Raw genomic sequence first — 21,338 nt, forward strand, 5'->3', positions numbered from 1 at the left:
CCTAATCCTGATTTAATCGAACTCGTTGCAATCTAAGTGCATTTAATACTACGGACACAGAGCTAAACGCCATTGCTGCTCCAGCAAGCCATGGTGCTAAGAAACCAATAGCTGCTACTGGGATCCCCAGTGTGTTGTAGCCAAACGCCCAGAATAAATTTTGTTTGGATATTACGAATCGTCTTCTTACTCATGTCGATCGCATCAGCGATACTATTTAAATCGCCTCTCATTAAGGTAATGTCTGCTGCTTCCATGGCCACATCTGTCCCGGTTCCAATCGCCATGCCAATATCAGCGATAGCAAGTGCTGGTGCGTCATTAATTCCATCTCCAACCATCGCCACACGTTTTCCTTGCAACTGAAGCTTTTTCACTTCAGCAGCTTTTCCTTCCGGTAATACTTCAGCTATCACTGCGTCTACACCTACTTCATCCGCGATCGCTTTTGCAGTTCGGACATTATCACCTGTCATCATAATGACTTCAAGACCCATATCCTTTAATTTTTTTATCGCAGCTTTTGAGGTTTCTTTTACCGTATCGGCAACAGCTACCATTCCAGCAAATTCCCCATTAATCGCCACAAGCATGGCTGTTTTTCCGTTTTCTTCTAGAGTCTCCATTTTGCTCTCCGCTGTTAAAAACGGTATGGAGTATTTGTTCATTAGTTTACGTGTACCAATTAATAACTCCCTACCATTAACAGTTGCTTTAATTCCGTATCCAGGGATAGCCTCAAACTCTTCGGTTGCTAATAAATCGATGCCTTTCTCTTTTATGCCATTAACAATTGCTTCTGCTAATGGGTGCTCAGATTGTTTCTCAGCAGAACCTACTAATTGTAAAAATGTCTTTTCCTCGAAATCAGCTGTAACGATGACATCTGTTAGTTCTGGCTTTCCATTTGTTACTGTACCTGTCTTATCTAAAACAACCGTTGTAATCCGATGTGTTCTTTCCAGGTGCTCGCCGCCCTTAAATAATATCCCTGCTTCTGCCGCACGCCCAGACCCTGCCATAATCGATGTTGGTGTCGCTAGCCCTAATGCACATGGACAAGCAATTACAAGAACGGCTATCATTTTTTCTAAGGCTTCAGCAAAGTTTCCTGGGCTAACCCAGAAGAACCATACTAAGAAGGTTACTACAGCAATTCCGACAACAATAGGGACAAAAATTCCTGATATTTGGTCTGCTAACCGTTGAATCGGTGCCTTAGAGCCCTGGGCCTCTTCTACCACTTTAATAATTTGTGCCAGTGCAGTGTCTCTTCCTACCTTAGTTGCTTTTATTTTTAAAAACCCGTTTTTATTGATCGTAGCACCAATAACAGGATCTCCAATTGTTTTATCTACTGGTACGCTTTCACCGGTAAGCATGGATTCGTCGAGTGCAGAACGTCCATCGATAATTTCCCCATCAACTGGAATCTTTTCACCAGGTTTCACAAGTATGATGTCACCCACCACTACCTCTTCAAGGGCAACTTCTATTTCTTTTCCATCCCTAACGACGTTTGCCGTCTTGGCTTGCAGTCCCATTAATTTCTTGATGGCTTCTGAGGAACGTCCCTTCGCACGTGCTTCAAATAATTTCCCTAAAAGAATGAGGGTTATTAATACTGCACTTGTTTCAAAGTACAATTCAAACATCATCTGGCCGGAACCAATAGCCGAAATAATGATATAGAGACTGTAGAAATAAGCAGCGGATGTTCCAAGGGCAACTAGCACATCCATGTTTGCACTTCCATTTCGAAGAGCCTTGTATGCACCAACATAAAACTGCCTACCAACAATGAACTGAACTGGTGTTGCGAGTGCTAATTGAACCCACGGATTCATCAGCATGTCTGGCAGATATATAAAGGATGTAAACTCAAAGTGATCGACCATTGCCCAAAATAACGGAAACGCAAGGATCAGTGAAAAGAGAAACTTCCCTTTTTGATTTTCTATTTCTTTCTCACGATGGTTTACCATATCAGCAGATTTTTCTTGCTTTACCTTTGCCCCGTAACCAATTTTCTCGACGCCTGTTATTATTTCTTGGATGGAGATTTGGGATGGATTAAACTCAACACTGGATGTTTCAAGTGCTAAATTAACGGTTGCTTTGTTGACTCCCTCAAGTTTGTTTAACCCCTTCTCAATTCTTGTTGCACAAGCAGCACAGGTCATTCCAATTATATCTAATTCCACTTTTTCTGATAAAACACCATAACCGAGATCATTCACTTTCTTTATCAAATCATTCACATTTGTTACAGCTGGATTATATTTTATGGATGCTTTTTCAAGGGCTAAGTTCACATTCGCTGTGTCTACCCCTTCAATCTTATTTAAACCTTTTTCAATCCGTATGGCACATGCAGCACAGGTCATACCTGTTATTGGTAGTTGTGCTTCTTTAATTAAATCGCTCATTTTCTTTCCTCCCATCTATTCAATCGTTTGATGATTTTCAGTTCCTTGATTTGGTAATTTATTTCATACTCCTATACTATACCCCCCTACCCTATAATGTCAACAAAAAATAAAAAATTTATAACTTTTTTTTAAAAATAATAAAAGCCTCCATTGGGTTGGAGGCTAAATTCATTGGTATTTTTATTGAAAAGAAATTAGCGTCAATGTTTGACCCCTATTTCCTTCTAGTGTCAATGTTATTGTTTTTCCTTGCTGTTGAAATAATTCATTTATCATGTTGCCCGCTGCTTTGGCTACATGTGTTTTGCCATCAGATGTGATAAAACGAAAGGTTCCTTGGGGGTCTATCCCTCCTATTTGAGCTGTTACTATTAGTTGATTAGAATTAGGTGAAGTTGTACTAGGAATTTTGATTTCTTGTCCAATTTTCAACTTTGATGGATGTACTGTTGGATTTAGTTCCTGGATTGCTGAAACAGAGACTCCTAACCCCTTACTAATTTTTGTAAAAGTATCTCCGACTTTAATCACATACACAGAAGTATTTGTATTTGTTTGTTCCTTACCAGTTAAATAGGCTTCACTAACAAACGCTACTTTTCCATTGAAATTAATCTTAGCCCAACCACTAACAATTGATGTTACAGATACACTTTCGTTTAATTTTAATGAACCTAATACCGCACTATTTGTAGAAGCTGCCTGTCTGACTCTCAATGATGAAGCAGTTACATACATGGTTGTTTTTGTTTGAGGATTAGTGGTTATACTAGTTTGGTCTCCTGATGGTGTATTGTTTTGTGTGTCTGTAAGATACTCAGCGCTGACAAAACAAACTGCTCCTTTAATAAGAATAGCCGCCCATCCATTGTCAATGAATGAAACTTTAACAACATCGCCTTGTTGATATTGACCAATAATACTACTTGAAGTACTAGGTTGTGATCGAATATTTAGTTTGGTCGCGGTCACCGTTTGATTTTGCACTTTTGGTAATAATATTTTTTCCCCTTCAATGGAAGACAGCCCATTGGCCTCTAATATTTCTTGAGCTGTTACTCCATGTGCAGTAGCAATATTCTCAATTTTTTCACCATTTTTGACCTGATAAGTATATTCCTGTATAAATGCTGCATTTGCAGTATTTGAAAAAATCCCAAGCATAACGGTAAAAATTCCAGTTACTACAAGTTTTTTTACAGGACTGTTTTGAACCCATTCGCTCACTTTTAAAACATATGTATGTAAATTTGTATGAATATCATGTAGGAGTACTTTTACATCTATCACATTTCGGATGTCAAAGTAATTTAAAGATCTATAGTATTCTCTTTTTTCCATCCTTGAAGTAAAAATTGGTGGTTCACTTTCTGTTTTTTTTCTTTTTCCATGAGTTTCTGTTCTAATTAATGTCAGTTCACCATTAACAAATAATTCTCTAGTCATAATACTCTTCTCCTATTTCTCTCTTAAGATGTAACTTTCTCCCCATAGTGTATTCGAGGATTGATGTGGTTTTGTGTCCTCATTTCTTCCATAATTCCTCTCTATAGGAAAAAAAATCAGGAATTACACCTAACTATTCCGAAGAGTGTAACAATTATTGTAAAATAACCCTTTTATTTCTATAATTTATTTAGGTAAACAGATATTGGGGGAAAAAGGAAAATGCATATTATTAGGAAAATAGAAATTACAGACGCAGAAAACTTTCTTGAATTATGTAAAACTTTAGATAAAGAAACAAAATTTATGATGCTAGAACCAGACGAACGGAAAACAACGATTGAGAGTCAAACCGAATACATTAAAAATGTAATAGATAATGAGTTATCATTAATCCTTGTTTGTGAAGTAGAAGGAAAAATAGTTGGTTATCTAACTGCTATTAGAGAGGGTTTCAAAAGAATGCGCCACAGCGCTTATATAGTGACAGGGATACTAAATGCCTATACAGGTCAAGGTATTGGGACCAAATTATTTAGAGAGCTAGAAAACTGGGCTGCTCTTAGAAAAATTCATAGACTCGAGCTAACTGTCATGTGTCATAATGATGCTGGTCTTTCCCTATATAAAAAAATGGGTTTTGAGATTGAAGGTCTTAAAAAGGATTCATTAATTGTTGATCATGAGTATGTTGATGAATATTACATGGCAAAATTACTTTAGTATCTAAGTATATTAAAAGGCACACAAGATTGAAATAACGTGTGCCTTTTTACCCCTCTGGTATAATTTCCTTAGTAAGGACAATTATTGATTTTGCCAATTTTTTCGATGAAGGTTTATATAAAAGGTCAATACTTCTGCCAAATTGTTCATCAGCAAATTCCATAATTAAAGCCGACTGGTCTTTGACATTTCGGGAAACCATTCTCGGCATAATGGAAGCCCCTAGCCCGCTCGAAACAAAGGCAACAATGGATTCATTTGTTTCTAATTCAATTCCCAGTTCAAAATCAATTTTATTCTTTTTACAATAATTCTCAAAAAACGAGCGAATGTCGCACGGATGCTTATGAATAATTAGTTGATTTTCCACAAATTCGGTTATTGAAAGAGGCGATACACCCCTGCTAATCACTGACATCGGTAGGATTGCATCATATGGCTCCCAACATATATTCTCCATTACCAAATTCCGATTACTGACCACATCTTGAGCAAAAACAAAATCAGCTTGATTGTTTTCGACTAACCGCACCAATTCTTCAGTTGTATCCTTAATTAAAACCTCGATTTTATATTCCGCTCTTAACCTGTTCACCACGGCAGGTAGAAAATGTGTGCCAATGCTTGGCAGCGCTCCAATCTTAATGGTTTGTTTTTTTGCATATTGATTCATTTCAGAAGAAAGTTCTTCAGCAGCTTTTAATAATTCAATCCCTTTTTGGTACAAATGTTTACCTGCTTCGGTTAATACTATTCCAGTCGTTTTCCTTAAAAACAGTTCACAATTTAACTCACTTTCAAGTTGAGTAATCTGTTTTGAGAGCGCTGGTTGTGAGATAAATAGATTCCTTGCCGCATTCGTAACACTACCTGCTTCTACCGTAGAAACAAAATATTTTAACTGAATTAATTTCAACATGGACATCAAATCCTCTTTATGATTTAGTTATACATCCAATTCTTCCCTTACCTTCAGATTACATGAAAGAGGACCATATGTGAATGAAAATTACACTAAAAAAAAGACCCCTTTTAAGGAGGTCGAGTGAGACAATATCTACATAATTATCTGCTCATTTGTTTTCAGGAATGTTACTTCAACACCACGCAGATTGGCCCGCTTAATTAATCTTTCTTCAATATTTTCAGTTTCACTGTAATATGGCGGATTGTTAAAGGTGGAGTAATGAATAGGAATTAGCTTAGCACCTACTATTTTCGTTGCTTCTACTGCCTCTTCTGGGGTTAAGCATGCTGGTAATTGACTTTGTTCCTTTAACCCTACTACTTGTAGGATCGGACCATTGACTGGAAGACAGGCTGCATGAATGGGCCCATATTGATTCTCCATTCGCCACCAATATCCATGCCACTGAGTGTCACCGCAATGTAGGACTGTATGCTGTTCATCCTTAATGATCCAAGAGACTTGAGGGGAACCAAAGCCATCGACTGAATAGGAAGCTATCATCTTTACATCTTTAGTTTCGAATTCATCGTTCGGTTGAGCCCCCACCACATGACGAAAACCAAGTTTCTTTACATAATCACTGGAATCCATTGGAACAAAGATTTTTACATTTTCACCAAAATGTTGAAGAACCGATTGATAATCAAAATGGTCCGGATGAACATGAGTTATTAAAATAACGTCTGGTTGCTCTATCGTTTCCAATGAAATCAGCGGTTCCAAAGGATCACCAATCTTAGCAGCTAGTGGTTTATCCTGTCCCTTAATAGGTCCCCCTAGTGGGTCCACAAGGACAGTTGTTTCATTCGTTTTTATTAAAATACTCGCCCATGATAATTTTTTTATTTCCATTTTGTTTACCCCCACTACAATATGATAGAAGTTCCACGTAACTTATTTAAACTTCTATCTTCATACTAACAAGATTTCGTTTAGCAAAGATAATACTTAAAAGTAATAACCCCATAACTATTCGTTATTACCGTATGACTAAAGAACATTACCTAGTACACATAAAAACTGGTATTCTAGGATTATAGAAAAAATAAATTTTGGGAGGTTTTTCTATGAATGTTGTCTCACAATTTGGCACCATCATTCCATTTTTGGAGGAAATAAAGCAGGTGGAAGACGATCGTATTTTCTTCTCACCAATTAGTGAGGGAAAATGGTCATCAGCTGCCATCGTTGCCCATCTTTACCTTTGGGATCAATACATACAAAATTCTCGATTACCAATGATGTTAACTGGTGATACCCTTCCATCTGGGCAAGTCGATGTCCAAGCAATTAACAATGATGCTCAAAACTTTGCTCATTCTGGTTTAAGTAAAAATGACTTGATTGATCGGTTTATCACCAACCGTAAAAACCTACTCGAGGAGTTAGACAAAGCCAATCTTCAGACTTCCTTTACCATAGGAGAGACAACATTCACACTTGAAAACTATTTGTTAGGTATGGTGGAACATGATGAACACCATATGAAGCAAATAAAAGAAGTGTACGAGCAAAGATAATATTCAGATGTGAATGACTAAAAAAGGCTGTTGATAGGTTTCAATCAACAGCCTTTTTTTCTTTATTTTACAATTGGCAATATGATGGAGGATATGTGGAAAATAACTTGGACCAATACTGACTCGTAATCTGTGTCCTTCTTTAATGAATGCATTTGCTTTACACTATTGTCATACATTTTTTCCATATTTTTTCAGAATTAAGTACTAGGTTATAGGAACAAGTAATAAAATATAGTTAAGTAGAGAAGTTTGTTTTTTATGGAGTGAATTTATTCGGAGGAACAATTACTATTTTTTTTTTGATGTAAGGGGGGTATTTATGAGTAATATACATATTGAAAATCTGTCTGATACAAGGAATAGACTGTTAAATGAAATAAGTTTACTAGGTTACGATGAGTTTAACAAAAGTCCTAATCCTACTATGTGGAGTATGGCTCAAGTTAGTCATCACTTAGCTCTAACTGAAAAATCATTTACGCGAGCTATTGAATATGGACTAAAACAAATACCTAACAATCAGGTAAAACGAAAAAACCTCCATCATGCGTTGGATCGAACCAAGAAGATTGAGGCTCCAGAAATAGTTAAACCAAATTTGGAACCGATTGATGTTCTAGAAGTAATTGATTTATTAAATGATTCGAGAAATTATTTGTTAACTGTTCTTAAGACAGTAAAAGACAAGTCAATCTTGGAGGAAAAATCAGTGCTTCATCCTGTCTTTGGTGAATTGCTTCTAGACCAATGGGTTGAACTAATATATTTACATGAACAACGGCATATTGACCAAATTAAAGAAATAAAATATCTTTTAGGCCTCAACAAGAATAGTTAAGAAAAAGCTTGGCGGACAACTGCCAAGCTTTCCTTTTATTTTAAATCTAAGCTAGAAATTAAGTATCCTTCCATCATCAGGAACGGATATATCTAACAGCTGATTGGTTTCGATATATTGTCTTAGGTCCCTTCTAGTTAACAAACAGTGATTCCATGATTCCATGTGGACCACTACTATATTTGAAGAAGGGCTTGCCCTATGAACCTTTTCAATGTCCTTTACCCCCATTGTAATAGGGTCTCCCGTTAAGTATTGTGCTTCCCCTCCATTTAGTACAATAACTCCCGGCGAATAATTTGCAATTGCTTCTTCTACTTCCGAACACCAGATGGTATCCCCTGCCACGTAGACAACAGGCTCATCTTCCGCTTGTAAAACAAATCCAGACACTGGGCCCATAAGTTTCCCTAACTCTCCCGTCCCATGTTCTCCTCCGGTTCTTATCAATCGAATTCCTTTCCATTCTGTTTCGTACCACACGGTCCTCACATCTTTAAATCCTAGACTAATTAGTTTTTCTTCGTCCTCTCGCTGGCAAAAAACGGGGAGATCTTTCGGCAATAATTCGATGGCTCGATCGTCTAAATGGTCCCGGTGTGAATGAGTGATGATTATTGCGTTTATTTCGCTTAACAATTCTTCTACCGTAATCGGCAGATCAACTAAAGGATTTTTACATTCATTGGCTGCATTTGCGACCGGTGCAAGCGTACTCTTTAAACTAAACATCGGGTCAACTAGTATCGTCTGCCCGTTAAACTGAAGTTTTATTGTTGCATGTCTGATTAATTGTATGTTCAAGTTTCTCACCTCTATAATTGTTTATCTAATTCCATTATTGCTTCTATCACTTCATATGGGGCTTCGAATGGAACAAAATGTCCAATCCTTGGCAATTTCTCAAGCGATACATCTGAAAAATAATTCTCCAACTGATCAGACCAAGCTGCAAGCATGACTGGATCCTCTTCTCCCCACAATACCTTCGTCTTTTGACCTATTCGAGTTGGTTGGGTTTGATTAACCGATTGAACTGTTTTTGCTGCCGCCCTAGCTCGGTAATAAGCAATACTTTTCACAAAAAAATCCTCCTGACAATACATGTTTACTATTTTTTCTAAATCTTCAGGTGTAGCTTTAACTTTGCTTCCGGTCCAATGCTCATAAAAATGCAAAATATAATATTTAATAGCTTCCTTCGATTTCCCGATAATAGTTTCAGCTAATGGTAAATTATGAAGGTGCTGATACCAGAACTCTTTTTGAATCGCTGGATCGAAACGGCGTATGCCGATGCCTTGGTATGGTGGGTTTAATAGAACAAGCCCTTCCACATATTCTGGATAGGTCTTCGCAATAGTTTGCGCGACCGTTGCACCAATATCGTGGGCTGCAAAAATTGCCTTCTCAATGTTCAGGTGATTCAAAAGAGATATTAAGTCTTTCGCATGGTGTTCTGGGGTATATCCTTCATGTGGAGGCACATTTGGTTTATCCGAGTTACCGAATCCCCTAAAATCAGGTGCAATCACATTAAAGTTCTCGGAAAGTCTAGGTATGACATACCGCCAATCAAACCAATATCCAGGCCATCCGTGCAACAATATGACTGTACGCTTGTGTTCAGTTCCTTTTCTAACATAATGTAGTGTGACGTTATCTGACCCTTTGCCATAAAAATACTCCATGTTTTTCCTTCCCTCCGGTTATGGTTTCTATAAAAATAGCATATAGCGTAAAACCAAAAATAGGAAATATATAAAACTTATACACTTATAACCAAAAGTTATCGTATGTATCCCGCGGTGACGTTTTGTTGACAGTGTTTTCTTAACATGCAATACTTGAACTACTATTCATGTTTTTATCCATAGAAGGAGCTGTCATATGAAACCTCGCTATATTATAAATTTCCTGCTTATGATTATTGTTTATTCTGCTTTAACCTTCTACATTGGCTGGAACGGCTGGTTGTGGCTCCATACCTCCTTTGGATTTGAGACAAAATGGATCTATGGGATCCTTATTGTACTAATTTCTTTTTCCTACATTATTGGTCATTTCCTAAAAAGCTTGCCGATATTTAAAATGATTGGATCCTATTGGTTTGGAGTTCTCCAGTATGCAATTTTGTTCCTTCCTATTGCAAACCTGATTGCATTGGCATTAATATTTTTCGGACTTCCTAAGACAACGGTGGTCATTTGGATAGGCGGGTTTGTACTTACTGCCTTTATTGTCCTATTCATTGTTGGTACGTTCAATGCCTATAGCCCTGTTGTACGGAAATTCTCCATTACAATCCCAAAACAAGGTCATTCTCGTTCTCAGCTTAAAATTGCCATGGCTTCTGATATGCACTTTGGCAGACTCTCGGGTCCATCCCATGCACGCAGACTCGTTCGAGAAGTGAATGCCCTTCAGCCAGATATTATTTTGTTGCCAGGTGATATTATTGATGATGATCCTGAGCCATTTATCAAGAAGAACATGGGAAAAATCATGAGCGAGTTATCAGCACCACTAGGTATTTATGGTGTTTTAGGTAATCATGAATATTATGGAGGCGGGATACCGAAGTACCTTCAGGAAATGAATCAAAACGGGATTACCATCTTAATGGATGAAGTCGTCAAGATTGCAGAAAGTTTTTATTTGGTAGGTAGGAAGGATAAGACCGACAGTAACAGAATGCCGATTGAACACTTACTCTCTGATATTGATCATTCCATGCCGATTATTATGATGGACCATCAACCTGCTGAGGTAAAGCAAGCGGCACAGAATCAGGTGGACCTGCTGCTTTCAGGGCATACCCACAGAGGGCAAATGGCCCCGAACCACCTGATTACCCGTAGAATGTTTGAAGTAGACTGGGGTTATCTCCAAAGAGAACAGCTTCATACCATCGTCTCATCGGGCTATGGCTTTTGGGGTCCGCCCCTACGGATAGGCAGCCGTTCGGAAGTTATAGAAATAGATGTAACGTTTGCTGATGTGGCAGAAGCTTCTTATAGCAGCATAAATTAATACAAAACTCCCAGCAAAATTCTGCTGGGAGTTTCTTTGCTTTATATTTTTTGAGGGCAATATTCGAGAAAAGGCTCACTATCTCGATATATTGCTATGTCTAACGGGCAAAATAAACGTAAGCATTTCAGCGCAAACTTTTTTCAGGAAAAATTTTAGCTAGAATACTTCTACTTTTCCCCTTTATTTTAAGATAAAAGTATACGTAGAACCCTTCTACTTCTACTTTTTAACCTTTTCTTTTACGAAAATCAGATGTAGCGACCTTCTACTTCTACTTTTCCCCTTTATCAGAAGATATAAGTATACGTAGAACCCTTCTACTTCTACTTTTTAACCTCTTCTTTTACGAAAAGCAGACGTAGCGACCTTCTACTTCTACTTTTCCCCTTTATCAGAAGATATAAGTATACGTAGAACCTTTCTACTTCTACTTTTTAACCTCTTCTTTAATAAAAAGCAGACGTAGTGACCCGCTACTTCTACATTTACCAAAATCCTAAAGTAAAAAGTAGATCTAGCCACATGCTAGATAAGAAAGCTCCTTATTCCATGCTTTTGACTATAGTTTGCTGGATGTTTCTAATCACATCGCCTCGACTGATAACCCCGACCACATGGTTGTTTTCATCGATGACAGGAAGTTTCTTAAAGTGGTGCTTTGATAAAAGTGTTATCACGGTTTTCATATCATCATTTGGATGTACGGACACGATTCCGTTGGTCTTTGCAATTCGAATGATTTCCACCTTAGCCATCTCATCCAAGCGCTCTTCCAAATCTTCTTCTGCAACATAAGTGATAAAACTGAAGTAATCCTGGATTCTGCGGTCAATAGGCTTAATCGCCCGTAAAATATCCCCATCGGTTACAATACCGGAAAGCTTGCCATTTTCATCCACAATCGGAACTCCGCCAATTTTCTTCTCAACAAACGTTGTCATTACGTCCTTAATGGAACTATTCGGTCTAACTGAAATAACATCCCTCACCATGAAATCTTTGACCTTCATATTCGTCACCGCTTTCTAAATGTTATAACACGTGTTCTATTGGAATATTATCCTGAATATAATTAAACTCCATCTTTTTAGGATGATTGATCTCGTAACTGTTCCAAGACTTTCGGGGGAAAAATCATCCTACAAATGACCTTAGCTATATTTTGATAATTTGCCCTCTTCCCTGTTTGACGTTCTTTTTCGTATCCATTCTCCACTAGTACCATGATGGCCCAAGAGACTGTTTCCAAGTCCAAGTCCTTCCATGTTAATCCTTTTTCTTGAGCTTGACTTAATCCTAAATGAATTCTGTTAAGGACCTTCCGCCTTGCCGTCACTATCACCTCAGAAAGCTCTATGTCTTTAAGTAACAGTTCAGGCAAAACTCGGTTAAGCCCTAATTCACTTAACCGCTTATAATGCGCCTCCAAAGTTGTCGCTAATACCTCTTCTGGATTGCAAGAAGCCAAACTCGGTTCAGGCGGGAGAATCCTATCTAATTTATCTTCTAATAATGACAACAGCAGCTGTCGTTTATCTGAAAAATAACGATAAAAAGTCCCGGTGGCTACCCCTGCATGGGCGGCAATTTCTTTTGCCGTTGTTTGCTCATACCCTTTTAAAATGAACAATGCATGTCCACTTTCAAGCAACGCATTTCTCTTTTGCTGGGCACGTTCCTGTTTGGGGACAAATGGGAACTCACCAACTTGAATGTCTTCATGCTCAGACATTTTATCACCTCATGATTATCATACCACTTTTTTAAAAATTGAACCATAGTTCATGTTTTTGTTGACAGGTTTTCACTGACATGCAATACTTGAACTAAGGTTCATGTTATAACTTTTTCATTGTTTCACACCCCTTTTATAATGAAAAGGATTGTAACATAACCTACTCCTTTGCATTTTTTTCAAAAATAATTTTCTAAAGCAGGAGTTCTTCATTTTTTTTCGAATTATTTATAGTATCTTTATCACGATTTATCGTTTTTTTTCATATATTTTACCAACTATCGGAAGGTGTTGATTAATTTGGCCAATCAGTCTGAATCAAAAAAAATCTCTGTTAATTCAACAATCTCTTTAAAGGGGATTGTAAAAGCCATTTTCAACGATACCGTACATGTCCAAATTGGCGGGAAGATTATTCCGATCCCTGCTTCAGATTTCCTGGTGGATAAACCATCCAAGTAGTTGTTAGGATTTTTCTACATTTCATTTTACACACAGAAAAGCGATGCCTCTTTCTTAAGAGAGCATCGCTTTTTTTTAGGATTTTGTAACCGGAACGGCTTGTTGGTAGCAATCACATGTAACGATATGGTCGTTTACCATTCCGGTTGCTTGCATAAACGCATAACAAATAGTCGACCCCACAAATTTAAATCCGCGTTTCTTTAAGTCCTTACTTAACTTATCGCTGATTTCGGTTGTTGCTGGGACCTCTGATAATTCTTTGAAATGATTTTTAATAGGCTTGCCATCGACAAAGGACCAAATGTATTCCTGGAAGGAGCTGAATTCCTCTTTCACCTTCAAATATGCACGTGCATTGGTAATGACGGCATTAATTTTTAGCTTGTTGCGAACAATTCCTTCATTATGTAAAAGCTCTTCGACTTTTTTATCATCGTAACGGATAATTTTTTCTGCATCAAATTGATCAAATGCTTTTCGATAATTCTCCCGCTTCTTTAAAATCGTATACCAGCTAAGCCCTGCTTGAGCCCCTTCGAGATTTAAGTATTCAAACAATAATTGATCATCATAAACCGGCACGCCCCATTCATGGTCATGATAATCAATATATAACGGATCCTGGTTCACCCAACCGCACCTATTCATTATTACCCCTCCCTTTTTATTTTTAGTATATCAGAAAATAATAATAAGAACAAATGTTCCGCTATATGTATAGAAAAAAGTGGAATCCATAAAATGATTCCACTCTATTATTGTACTTATCGTACCCATTCACCATGTTGGTTCACTTTGTAACCGTTAATAGTAGTATTTACTGCCATACTGCCATCTGTATTTAGATAGTACCATTTGTTTGCTGATTTTATCCAACCTGTTTTCATTTCACCAGATTCAGCAAGATAGTACCACTTGTTTCCTGTCTTTACCCAGCCCGTTTTCATTTCACCAGATTCAGCAAGATAATACCACTTGTTTCCTGTCTTTACCCAGCCCGTTTTCATTTCACCGGATTCTGCAAGGTAGTACCACTTGTTCCCTGTTTTTACCCAACCCGTTTTCATTTCACCAGATTGCGCGAGATAATACCATTTATTCCCTGTCTTTACCCAACCAGTCTTCATTTCACCAGTTGCTTCGAGGTAGTACCATTTTGCATGATCTTTTACCCAACCAGTTTGTACATCACCATTTTCATTGTGGAAATACCATTTTCCATCCTTTAAATTCCAGCCAACATGTTTACCGCTCAACTGTGGTAAACCAGCAATATATCCTACTCCACCTTTTTTGTCGATTCCAATTCCTGCTTCGATTGCCTTCTCTAGCTCTTCCTTATTCACAGCTGTACCTTGGAAATTCTCGAGCTCGTCACCTGGGTGCTGATAATTGCTCAATACATAAGAGAAGCCATTGAAGTTGTCCAGGACACGTAATCCTGTGGCTTCAGCTCCCACTGGAACAGATAACACACGAGATAGCTCCTTTGTATCCACATTATAAGCCCATACAAAGTTGTTCGTATGTTCCCCTCCATCTTCACCGATAAATAATGTTCTCATTTTTTCGGAGTAGCTTAGGTTATCAGGTTTAGAAATTTTGTCAGGATTCGCTTTATTTCCGTAAGCATCTGGTGCAGCTAAATCTTCCCCTACTACCATTGCTTTCATATCAGATGCCGCATATTCACTGTTGATTTCGTTGCCATCCTTGTCTTTTAAACCACCAGTTAAATTAAGTTCATATGTTCCACCAGCATTGATTTTATTTAAATGAACATCATCTACTGGGTCCACATGAGTTGTATCCTCCACCATGGCTTTACCAATTTCCGAAATGGCCATATATACTTTTTTATCTTTTGCGTTAACCGTGATCCCTTCCATTTTACGGAACTCTGCAGTCGCACCCTTTAAAGCTGCATAACGACGAGATTCAAGGAAGGCTGCTGCTTTTTCCATGCTAGGCTTTAATTTGATATATTCCGTTTTTCCACCACTGGAATCTGTTTTGATTGCTGTAAACCCTTCAGTTGGCTCACTTGCTGTTTCAAAGATGTCACTGAATTTTGTTCCCTTGTCGATAATCGTTCTAACTTCGTCATCTGTAGCATGTCCCAGCTTCACCCACTCAAGGTCACCAGATCCTCCGTTTTCTGCACTTGTTTGAACGAATTTGGCTGCGTATAGAGTTCCTGCAGATAAGTCTTTTTCTTTATCGGCCACATACATAAACGTTACTGTGTAGTTTCCATCATCACCGAAGAATGCTGTCTTATTATCAGGCATCACTGTCATAATTTCATGAGAAAAACGACCAGCACTGTAGTGTTTAACCACACTCGTATCACCATTCGGTTTGACAGTTACTTCTGGAATAAAACCATAATTATAAGGATTTGCTTTTGATTCATCACCAAAGTAAAGCTTTGCAAAGCCTTTAACATTCGTAGAATCTTTATCTGTTCCGATTTCTGCCTCGAATTGACGAGCATTTGGTTCATATTCCTCTGATCCTAAATGAGTCCCCCAAGGTGAGGTTGAGCCATTACATGGAATCCATAAGCCGTTTACGCTTGAAAAATCTATTTTTTTAGCATCCTTAACAGATAATTCTCCCGTTCTTTTATCTTGGTTTAGCTGTGTAAGTGTCATAGATGCCGGAACCACACCATACGCTGATTGACCAGCGTTATCTAATGAATCATATTCAAAATGAGATACCATGAATAGATTCCCGCCTACATTCATTAAGCTATTCGAGTCTGGCGCATCTGAAATATAATAGGATTCCTGACCTGGGACACTCTTATCTACAATTGGGTTTCCGTTCACATCAATTGGTGTTCCTGCAGGAATTTTTTCACCTTTGTTTGTTACAATCTTTTCATCTGAAAGGAATAATTGTTTATACGTAAGAGGGAAATTTTTTGTTTTTCCGTCGCTGTAGGTTACGTCCATTGAAGCACTAGTATATGTTTTCACCATGTCTTCAATTGAAGCTGGTGCCTTCATAGAATTGAATTTAAATGAATCAATGGAAATATCTTTGCCTGCAGCCGCCGCAGGTGTTACTGCTGGTATCATTAATCCTAGAGCTAGTGCAACTGTTAATCTCTTTTTCATAATTTTTACCCTCCAAGTGTGTTAATTACTACTACTCTATTAAAACCTAACACTATTAAGGGGAGATTAAAGGAATGTTGAGATATTATTAATTAATGTAAATTCACCTTAACAAAAGCATAGTCGCCTCGTATTCGGTAATTATTTTCCTACAATTGTTATGAGTTTTTTTACCAGACTTATAGTAAGATGATGAAGGAAATATAGTATAGAAAGGATTCATCAAAAATGACATTTAAAATGATAGTACTAGATTTAGATGATACATTATTACAGGATGACCACACGATTTCTCCTCGTACAAAGCAAGCATTAATGGATGCGCAGGAAGCTGGTGTCAAGGTTGTATTAGCATCTGGACGCCCTACTTCTGCGATGATTGATATTGCTGAAGAATTGCGTTTAAAGGATTATGGAAGTTTTATTTTATCTTTTAATGGCGCAAAAATTACGAACTGCCAAACAGGTGAAGAGCTGTTTAGCAGTACCCTGTCACCAGAAATGGTTCACCAATTATATGATGTAAGTCGTAGTGAAGATGTTTGGATTCACACGTATGTTGGTGACAGTATTGTCACTGAAGCGGCCAATCAATACACAGATGTGGAATCTGCTATTACCGGCTTGGAAGTTTTTGAAGTGGATAGCTTTGTAGAGTCTGTAAATGAACCTGTGGTTAAAGTGTTAATGCTTGAAGAGCCAGAAAAGCTTGCAGTGGTTGAGAAAAAGCTGCAAGAGCAGTTTGCTGGAAAACTTAGTGTCATGCGCTCAAAGCCGTTCTTTTTAGAATTCACAGAGGAAGGTGTAACAAAAGGAACAAGCCTTAACCATTTGATTGGGCAGCTTGGCATTACTCGTGAAGAAGTCATTGCGATTGGTGACAGCTACAATGATCTAGCGATGATTGAGTTTGCAGGGCTAGGAGTGGCCATGGGCAACGCGCCTGATGATATCAAGGAAAAAGCGGACTATGTGACCGATACGAATATGAATGATGGTGTTGCCAAGGTTGTTGAGAAGTTTGTGTTGAATGGCGCAGTTCTAGTTTAAATTAGATTTTTTGGTAATTTCATCCATAATTTGATGAATAAATCGTAAATTTGTAGAATTCCTTCAATTTTGTGTAGAATTATTACTAATCTGTGTAGAATTCCCATGAATTTGTGTAGAATTAATACTAATTTGTGTAGAATTCCTTTAAATTCGTGTAGAATTTCCATGTTCATTTTTATAAATTTGTAGATATCCTTCATTTTTGTGTAGATAAACCTCAAATTTGTGTAAATATCCTTCATTTTTGTGTAGATAAATCCCAAATTTGTGTAGATATCCATAAATTTTATTTAGATAAATCCGAAATTCGTGAAAAGTTCCCTATTTATGTAACCAAAAATCATAAAAAATGCTCAACTTCCTCAAAAAGTTGGGCGTTTTTTACTATATGTAACCTAGCCCAAGTCTGTCCCCTCTCCCACTCCAAAAGCATAAGCTATTACAAGCAAAATTATAAAAGGCGGAGAGAGGTATGGGACTATTCATCAATAAGAATGAGCATCCGGATGTTTTTAAAACGAACCACAAACTTAAGGAACCCAATCAAGTTTTTTCACGGCGGGATTTCCTGACCGACCTAATGAATGAACAGGAAAAAGCGAATAAATCACTCAAACAGGCTCTGAACAACCTCCATGTTCGTACCATTCATCAAGAGGAAGCACAGGATATACATTGGAAAAAGGTCGACAATCAGCTAAATGATTTGAAAAACAGCACCCTTCAGCAAAAGGATATGGAAGACCAAATGATGAAGAGCTTGCTGGCCATTCATGAGAAAAATGCACAGCTAAAGACCATTTTAGAAAAAGAATCCGTGTCGAGATCTTCTTTAACAGACCAAGTCAGTCAGTTAAACAAAAGCTATCAAGAAATTGCCAGCAGGCTGGAACGAAGTGAAGAAGCTAATCAGCAGCTCGCTTTAAAGATGCAGGAACAGCTTGAATTGCAAAAAGAAACGGCGGAAAAAATCACGAAACAAGAGGAGTTTCATGGTGGCGTGTTAGAGCGGCTAGATACTCAGGAAGCACTTTTAGACAAAATCGCACGGCAAGTGAACCATATCCGTTCCATCCTATTTGAACGAACCAATTACTTGGCAGAAAAAATTGATAACGGCTATAAACTCACATCTTCCTATGTTTACAAATTAATGACTGGCTCAGACCAACCGTTATCGTTTTTCTTATTGAATCATAAAAAGGAAGAAAAACACGAGGAACTTGAATCAGTCAGTCCAAAAGAAGGAACACCGCTAGATTAAGATGGCGGTGTTCCTTCTTTTACTTATTAAACGGACGGCCCAATGTTGCCAGCGTGCCCTTGAGTTTTTACCAACTGCTTAACCCGATACATAAAGATTTGTATAGTACGACAATCATAATTTCTTCTTTTGAAAATGTCTTGGAAATAAAATTCCATATTATTGACCAAAATATATATGTTAATACAAACCAAAGGAGGCTGTCTATGACCAATATATTTGAATCCCTAAAAGACCTTTTTGCACCAATGGCAGACGATGAGAGAAAGAATCCCTTACATATTGGAGAAGTGAACCACTTTTGGCTTTTACTTACCTTAGTTGAAGAAGGTATTATGATATTTGAGTTAGGACTAAATACAACAACGGATGATCAATTGATTCATGCCTTTACGAATGGACACCAATCCGCGAAAGACGTAAGTCAGCGCCTGCGTACCTTTTTTATCAATGAAGGTATTCCATTACCACCATCCTCAGAGAATAAACCAAAGTCAGATCCAAATGCGGTCCCACTTGGGGTTAAATATACCGATGAGGAGCTAGTTAACCTAGTATCTGCTAAGGTTGCAGCTGAGATTACGCTTATAGGTCAAGGATTAGCACTCTGTGTAAGAAATGATGCCTGCAAGATGTTTTTTGAAATACAATTTGAAATATTTAAGTATGGCTCTTCGCTGAAAAAGTTGATGCGTGAACGTGGATGGCTAAAGGTCCCTCCCTATTACTATCCACCAGGCTCACCAAATTAAACAAAAACCGTTCATGCCATCATCCGGCATGAACGGTTTTTGTTAATGAATATTAAAATTCACCTTTATTAAAGATATCAGTTAACACTGGAACGATTTGCTTCTTACGAGAAACAACGCCCTTTAGGGTAGCTGTATTATTTGTAAGAGTAACATTGTATGCTTTTTCAACAGCAACAGCTTTGCTTCCTAAAGCTAAACCAACAGAATCATTTGTTAAGATGTCAGTTACAACAAATAGGAATAAATCTAAGTTCTTTTCTTCGATGATGGAAGAAATAGACGCTTCTATTTCCGTTTGGCGAGCAAGCACATCAGCCGTGTCAACCACGTTTACTTGAGCGATTTCCACTTTGCTTGAGCCCATTTCAAAGCCTTTTGCGTCAAGGCTTAGAAGTTCAGCGATTGATTTGTCACGAACATCTGCCCCTGCTTTCAACATTTCAAGTCCGTAGCTTTCCGCATCAACACCAGCAATGGCAGCAAGTTCACGTGCAGCTGCCACATCTTCTGGAGTGCAGGTTGGAGATTTGAAAAGTAATGAGTCAGAGATAATTGCTGATAACATCAAACCAGCGATCTCAGGCTTAATTTCTTTGCCATTTTCTTTGTACATTTTATTGAGAATCGTAGCAGTACAGCCTACAGGCTCACAACGGTAGTATAACGGATCACTTGTTTCGAAATTGGCAATACGGTGATGGTCGATTACTTCTAATACACGAACATCCGCAATATCGTTGGCACTTTGTTGGCGCTCATTGTGGTCTACTAAAATAACGGAGTTTACCTCAGCTGACACTGCTTCCACTAAACGAGGAGTCTCAGCATTGAATTGAGTAAGTGCAAATTGTGTTTCACCGTTAATTTGACCTAGGCGGACAGGTTCAACATCCATGCCTAATTGTTTTTTCAAATCTGCATATGCAATAGCAGAACAAATTGTATCTGTGTCGGGATTTTTATGACCGAAAATAAGTACTTTTTCCATGTTACTACTCCTAATCGTATGAAATTATGTAGGACAAGCCCAAACAGATGGGAATGACCCCATCAAAAATTATATATTATTCTGTTAAAGGATTCAAAACAAAAACTGTCCCTTAACACAATATATCCTACATCTCTATAAAAAGGAATCCAAAGAATAACCCTTGGCTTCAAAGCTCTGTCTTAAGCGTAAAATCGCTCGTGAATGAATTTGAGAGATTCTTCCTTTTGTGAGATTCAAGACTTCTGAAATCTCTACTTGAGTTAAACCCTCATAATATAATAATGAAATGACTAGTCTTTCTTTTTCTGGCATTTTATCAATACATGCAGCCATCATTTGCTTAAAATCCGCCATTTGTAACCTGCGGTCATGATTGCTAGAGTGATCATCCTTAATCTGATCCAATCGACTTTGCTGTTTCCCATCATCCTCGTTAGAATTCAACGGTTCATTAAGTGATAGCAGTGTGGACACTGATAACGCAGCCATTGCTTGGTCGACTTCATCCAGTGGAATGTTCAAATATTGGCTAAGCTCCTCTTCAGAGGGAGATCTCATCAAATTTTGCTCTAACTCCCGAAAAGCACTGTTTAGTTTTTTGGCTTTATCTCTAAGTCCTCTTGGTACCCAATCCATTTGGCGGATCCCATCTAGCATGGCTCCCTTTATTCTCCACAAGCCGAAAGTGTCAAATTGATAACCCTGTTTGTAATCAAATTTCTTAATTGCTTCAAGTAAGCCTATATAGCCTAACCCAACTAAGTCCTCTTTCGGAATAATACGTTGCGGGATACTAAGACTCATTCGATTAGCCATTTGCTCAACCAAGTACATGTACTGTTTGACCAGTTTTTCCTGTGACCTTGAATCATGATTTTCACGATAAGTCCTCCACAATAAATCGTGTGGTAGGCCTTCTTTAATACTTGGATTCAACGTTTATCCCTCCTAGTCTCAGGTTCTTCATGTATGGATG

At 37.9% G+C, this 21,338-nt stretch carries 19 protein-coding genes and 1 pseudogene; 8 read left to right on the forward strand and 12 right to left on the reverse strand.

Going from position 1 to position 21,338, the window contains the following annotated elements; translation table 11 throughout:
• Position 1: 1 nt before the first annotated feature.
• Together QFZ87_RS16850 and QFZ87_RS16855 are read right to left on the reverse strand one after the other, a co-directional pair.
• A pseudogene (locus QFZ87_RS16850) lies at positions 2-2,429 on the reverse strand (heavy metal translocating P-type ATPase).
• A gap of 183 nt (positions 2,430-2,612) precedes the next feature.
• Positions 2,613-3,878, reverse strand: a complete 1,266-nt coding sequence (locus QFZ87_RS16855) for an SH3 domain-containing protein (RefSeq protein WP_309863676.1) — start codon at positions 3,876-3,878, stop codon at positions 2,613-2,615.
• 222 nt (positions 3,879-4,100) lie between these two features.
• Between QFZ87_RS16855 and QFZ87_RS16860 the strand changes: the two genes are divergently transcribed.
• Complete coding sequence (locus tag QFZ87_RS16860; protein WP_309863678.1) at positions 4,101-4,601, forward strand: GNAT family N-acetyltransferase; 501 nt, start codon at positions 4,101-4,103, stop codon at positions 4,599-4,601.
• 49 nt (positions 4,602-4,650) lie between these two features.
• On the opposite strand, the gene QFZ87_RS16865 is transcribed toward QFZ87_RS16860, so the two are convergent.
• Complete coding sequence (locus QFZ87_RS16865; RefSeq protein WP_309863680.1) at positions 4,651-5,523, reverse strand: LysR family transcriptional regulator; 873 nt, start codon at positions 5,521-5,523, stop codon at positions 4,651-4,653.
• 138 nt (positions 5,524-5,661) lie between these two features.
• Positions 5,662-6,426 (reverse strand): MBL fold metallo-hydrolase, encoded by a 765-nt coding sequence (locus tag QFZ87_RS16870; protein WP_309863682.1) that lies wholly within the window; start codon positions 6,424-6,426, stop codon positions 5,662-5,664.
• A gap of 215 nt (positions 6,427-6,641) precedes the next feature.
• On the opposite strand from QFZ87_RS16870, the gene QFZ87_RS16875 reads away from it, so the two are divergent.
• Positions 6,642-7,094, forward strand: a complete 453-nt coding sequence (locus QFZ87_RS16875) for a DinB family protein (protein ID WP_309863685.1) — start codon at positions 6,642-6,644, stop codon at positions 7,092-7,094.
• Between the two features lie 322 nt (positions 7,095-7,416).
• Complete coding sequence (locus QFZ87_RS16880) at positions 7,417-7,935, forward strand: DinB family protein (protein WP_309863687.1); 519 nt, start codon at positions 7,417-7,419, stop codon at positions 7,933-7,935.
• A gap of 51 nt (positions 7,936-7,986) precedes the next feature.
• On the opposite strand, the gene QFZ87_RS16885 is transcribed toward QFZ87_RS16880, so the two are convergent.
• Entirely contained in the window at positions 7,987-8,748 is a 762-nt protein-coding gene (locus tag QFZ87_RS16885) for an MBL fold metallo-hydrolase (protein ID WP_309863689.1), read from the reverse strand.
• Positions 8,749-8,750: 2 nt separating this feature from the next.
• Positions 8,751-9,626, reverse strand: coding sequence for an alpha/beta fold hydrolase (locus tag QFZ87_RS16890; RefSeq protein ID WP_309863691.1), 876 nt, complete (start codon positions 9,624-9,626; stop codon positions 8,751-8,753).
• Between the two features lie 199 nt (positions 9,627-9,825).
• On the opposite strand from QFZ87_RS16890, the gene QFZ87_RS16895 reads away from it, so the two are divergent.
• Positions 9,826-10,968 carry a metallophosphoesterase gene (locus QFZ87_RS16895; RefSeq protein WP_309863693.1) on the forward strand — a complete coding sequence of 381 codons (1,143 nt, stop codon included), beginning with the start codon at positions 9,826-9,828 and terminating at the stop codon, positions 10,966-10,968.
• A gap of 545 nt (positions 10,969-11,513) precedes the next feature.
• On the opposite strand, the gene QFZ87_RS16900 is transcribed toward QFZ87_RS16895, so the two are convergent.
• Together QFZ87_RS16900 and QFZ87_RS16905 are read right to left on the reverse strand one after the other, a co-directional pair.
• A complete protein-coding gene (locus QFZ87_RS16900) occupies positions 11,514-11,981 on the reverse strand; it encodes a CBS domain-containing protein (RefSeq protein ID WP_309863696.1) in 468 nt (155 codons plus the stop codon).
• 77 nt (positions 11,982-12,058) lie between these two features.
• Positions 12,059-12,703: a TetR/AcrR family transcriptional regulator gene (locus QFZ87_RS16905; RefSeq protein ID WP_309863699.1), complete on the reverse strand. Its 645-nt coding sequence runs from the start codon at positions 12,701-12,703 to the stop codon at positions 12,059-12,061.
• A 303-nt stretch (positions 12,704-13,006) separates the two neighbouring features.
• Between QFZ87_RS16905 and QFZ87_RS16910 the strand changes: the two genes are divergently transcribed.
• Positions 13,007-13,168 carry a hypothetical protein gene (locus QFZ87_RS16910; RefSeq protein ID WP_309863702.1) on the forward strand — a complete coding sequence of 54 codons (162 nt, stop codon included), beginning with the start codon at positions 13,007-13,009 and terminating at the stop codon, positions 13,166-13,168.
• Positions 13,169-13,243: 75 nt separating this feature from the next.
• Here QFZ87_RS16910 and QFZ87_RS16915 read toward each other — a convergent pair whose 3' ends face one another.
• Both QFZ87_RS16915 and QFZ87_RS16920 read right to left on the reverse strand, forming a co-directional pair.
• On the reverse strand, positions 13,244-13,819 hold the full coding sequence (locus tag QFZ87_RS16915; protein WP_309863704.1) for a DNA-3-methyladenine glycosylase I: 576 nt from the start codon (positions 13,817-13,819) through the stop codon (positions 13,244-13,246).
• A 116-nt stretch (positions 13,820-13,935) separates the two neighbouring features.
• Positions 13,936-16,299 carry an alkaline phosphatase PhoX gene (locus QFZ87_RS16920; RefSeq protein ID WP_309863706.1) on the reverse strand — a complete coding sequence of 788 codons (2,364 nt, stop codon included), beginning with the start codon at positions 16,297-16,299 and terminating at the stop codon, positions 13,936-13,938.
• Positions 16,300-16,527: 228 nt separating this feature from the next.
• Between QFZ87_RS16920 and QFZ87_RS16925 the strand changes: the two genes are divergently transcribed.
• From QFZ87_RS16925 to QFZ87_RS16935, 3 genes are all read left to right on the forward strand, one after another.
• Positions 16,528-17,349 (forward strand): Cof-type HAD-IIB family hydrolase, encoded by an 822-nt coding sequence (locus tag QFZ87_RS16925; RefSeq protein ID WP_309863708.1) that lies wholly within the window; start codon positions 16,528-16,530, stop codon positions 17,347-17,349.
• 475 nt (positions 17,350-17,824) lie between these two features.
• On the forward strand, positions 17,825-18,616 hold the full coding sequence (locus QFZ87_RS16930) for a hypothetical protein (RefSeq protein ID WP_309863711.1): 792 nt from the start codon (positions 17,825-17,827) through the stop codon (positions 18,614-18,616).
• A gap of 206 nt (positions 18,617-18,822) precedes the next feature.
• Entirely contained in the window at positions 18,823-19,368 is a 546-nt protein-coding gene (locus QFZ87_RS16935) for a DUF3231 family protein (RefSeq protein WP_309863714.1), read from the forward strand.
• Positions 19,369-19,420: 52 nt separating this feature from the next.
• Here QFZ87_RS16935 and QFZ87_RS16940 read toward each other — a convergent pair whose 3' ends face one another.
• Together QFZ87_RS16940 and QFZ87_RS16945 are read right to left on the reverse strand one after the other, a co-directional pair.
• Positions 19,421-20,359, reverse strand: a complete 939-nt coding sequence (locus QFZ87_RS16940) for a manganese-dependent inorganic pyrophosphatase (RefSeq protein ID WP_309863717.1) — start codon at positions 20,357-20,359, stop codon at positions 19,421-19,423.
• Positions 20,360-20,494: 135 nt separating this feature from the next.
• A complete protein-coding gene (locus QFZ87_RS16945) occupies positions 20,495-21,298 on the reverse strand; it encodes a sigma-70 family RNA polymerase sigma factor (RefSeq protein ID WP_309863719.1) in 804 nt (267 codons plus the stop codon).
• Positions 21,299-21,338 lie beyond the last annotated feature (40 nt).

Source organism: Bacillus sp. SLBN-46, from assembly GCF_031453555.1.
Taxonomy (GTDB): Bacteria; Bacillota; Bacilli; order Bacillales; family Cytobacillaceae; genus Neobacillus.

Coding starts and splice junctions, on each gene's coding strand:
- QFZ87_RS16915 (WP_309863704.1), bottom strand. CDS start 13,819: ATGAATAGGTGCGGTTGGGTGAACCAGGATCCGTTATATATTGATTAT.
- QFZ87_RS16905 (WP_309863699.1), bottom strand. CDS start 12,703: ATGTCTGAGCATGAAGACATTCAAGTTGGTGAGTTCCCATTTGTCCCC.
- QFZ87_RS16940 (WP_309863717.1), bottom strand. CDS start 20,359: ATGGAAAAAGTACTTATTTTCGGTCATAAAAATCCCGACACAGATACA.
- QFZ87_RS16920 (WP_309863706.1), bottom strand. CDS start 16,299: ATGAAAAAGAGATTAACAGTTGCACTAGCTCTAGGATTAATGATACCA.
- QFZ87_RS16865 (WP_309863680.1), bottom strand. CDS start 5,523: ATGTTGAAATTAATTCAGTTAAAATATTTTGTTTCTACGGTAGAAGCA.
- QFZ87_RS16890 (WP_309863691.1), bottom strand. CDS start 9,626: ATGGAGTATTTTTATGGCAAAGGGTCAGATAACGTCACACTACATTAT.
- QFZ87_RS16875 (WP_309863685.1), top strand. CDS start 6,642: ATGAATGTTGTCTCACAATTTGGCACCATCATTCCATTTTTGGAGGAA.
- QFZ87_RS16855 (WP_309863676.1), bottom strand. CDS start 3,878: ATGACTAGAGAATTATTTGTTAATGGTGAACTGACATTAATTAGAACA.
- QFZ87_RS16860 (WP_309863678.1), top strand. CDS start 4,101: ATGCATATTATTAGGAAAATAGAAATTACAGACGCAGAAAACTTTCTT.
- QFZ87_RS16895 (WP_309863693.1), top strand. CDS start 9,826: ATGAAACCTCGCTATATTATAAATTTCCTGCTTATGATTATTGTTTAT.
- QFZ87_RS16880 (WP_309863687.1), top strand. CDS start 7,417: ATGAGTAATATACATATTGAAAATCTGTCTGATACAAGGAATAGACTG.
- QFZ87_RS16935 (WP_309863714.1), top strand. CDS start 18,823: ATGACCAATATATTTGAATCCCTAAAAGACCTTTTTGCACCAATGGCA.
- QFZ87_RS16900 (WP_309863696.1), bottom strand. CDS start 11,981: ATGAAGGTCAAAGATTTCATGGTGAGGGATGTTATTTCAGTTAGACCG.
- QFZ87_RS16870 (WP_309863682.1), bottom strand. CDS start 6,426: ATGGAAATAAAAAAATTATCATGGGCGAGTATTTTAATAAAAACGAAT.
- QFZ87_RS16930 (WP_309863711.1), top strand. CDS start 17,825: ATGGGACTATTCATCAATAAGAATGAGCATCCGGATGTTTTTAAAACG.
- QFZ87_RS16925 (WP_309863708.1), top strand. CDS start 16,528: ATGACATTTAAAATGATAGTACTAGATTTAGATGATACATTATTACAG.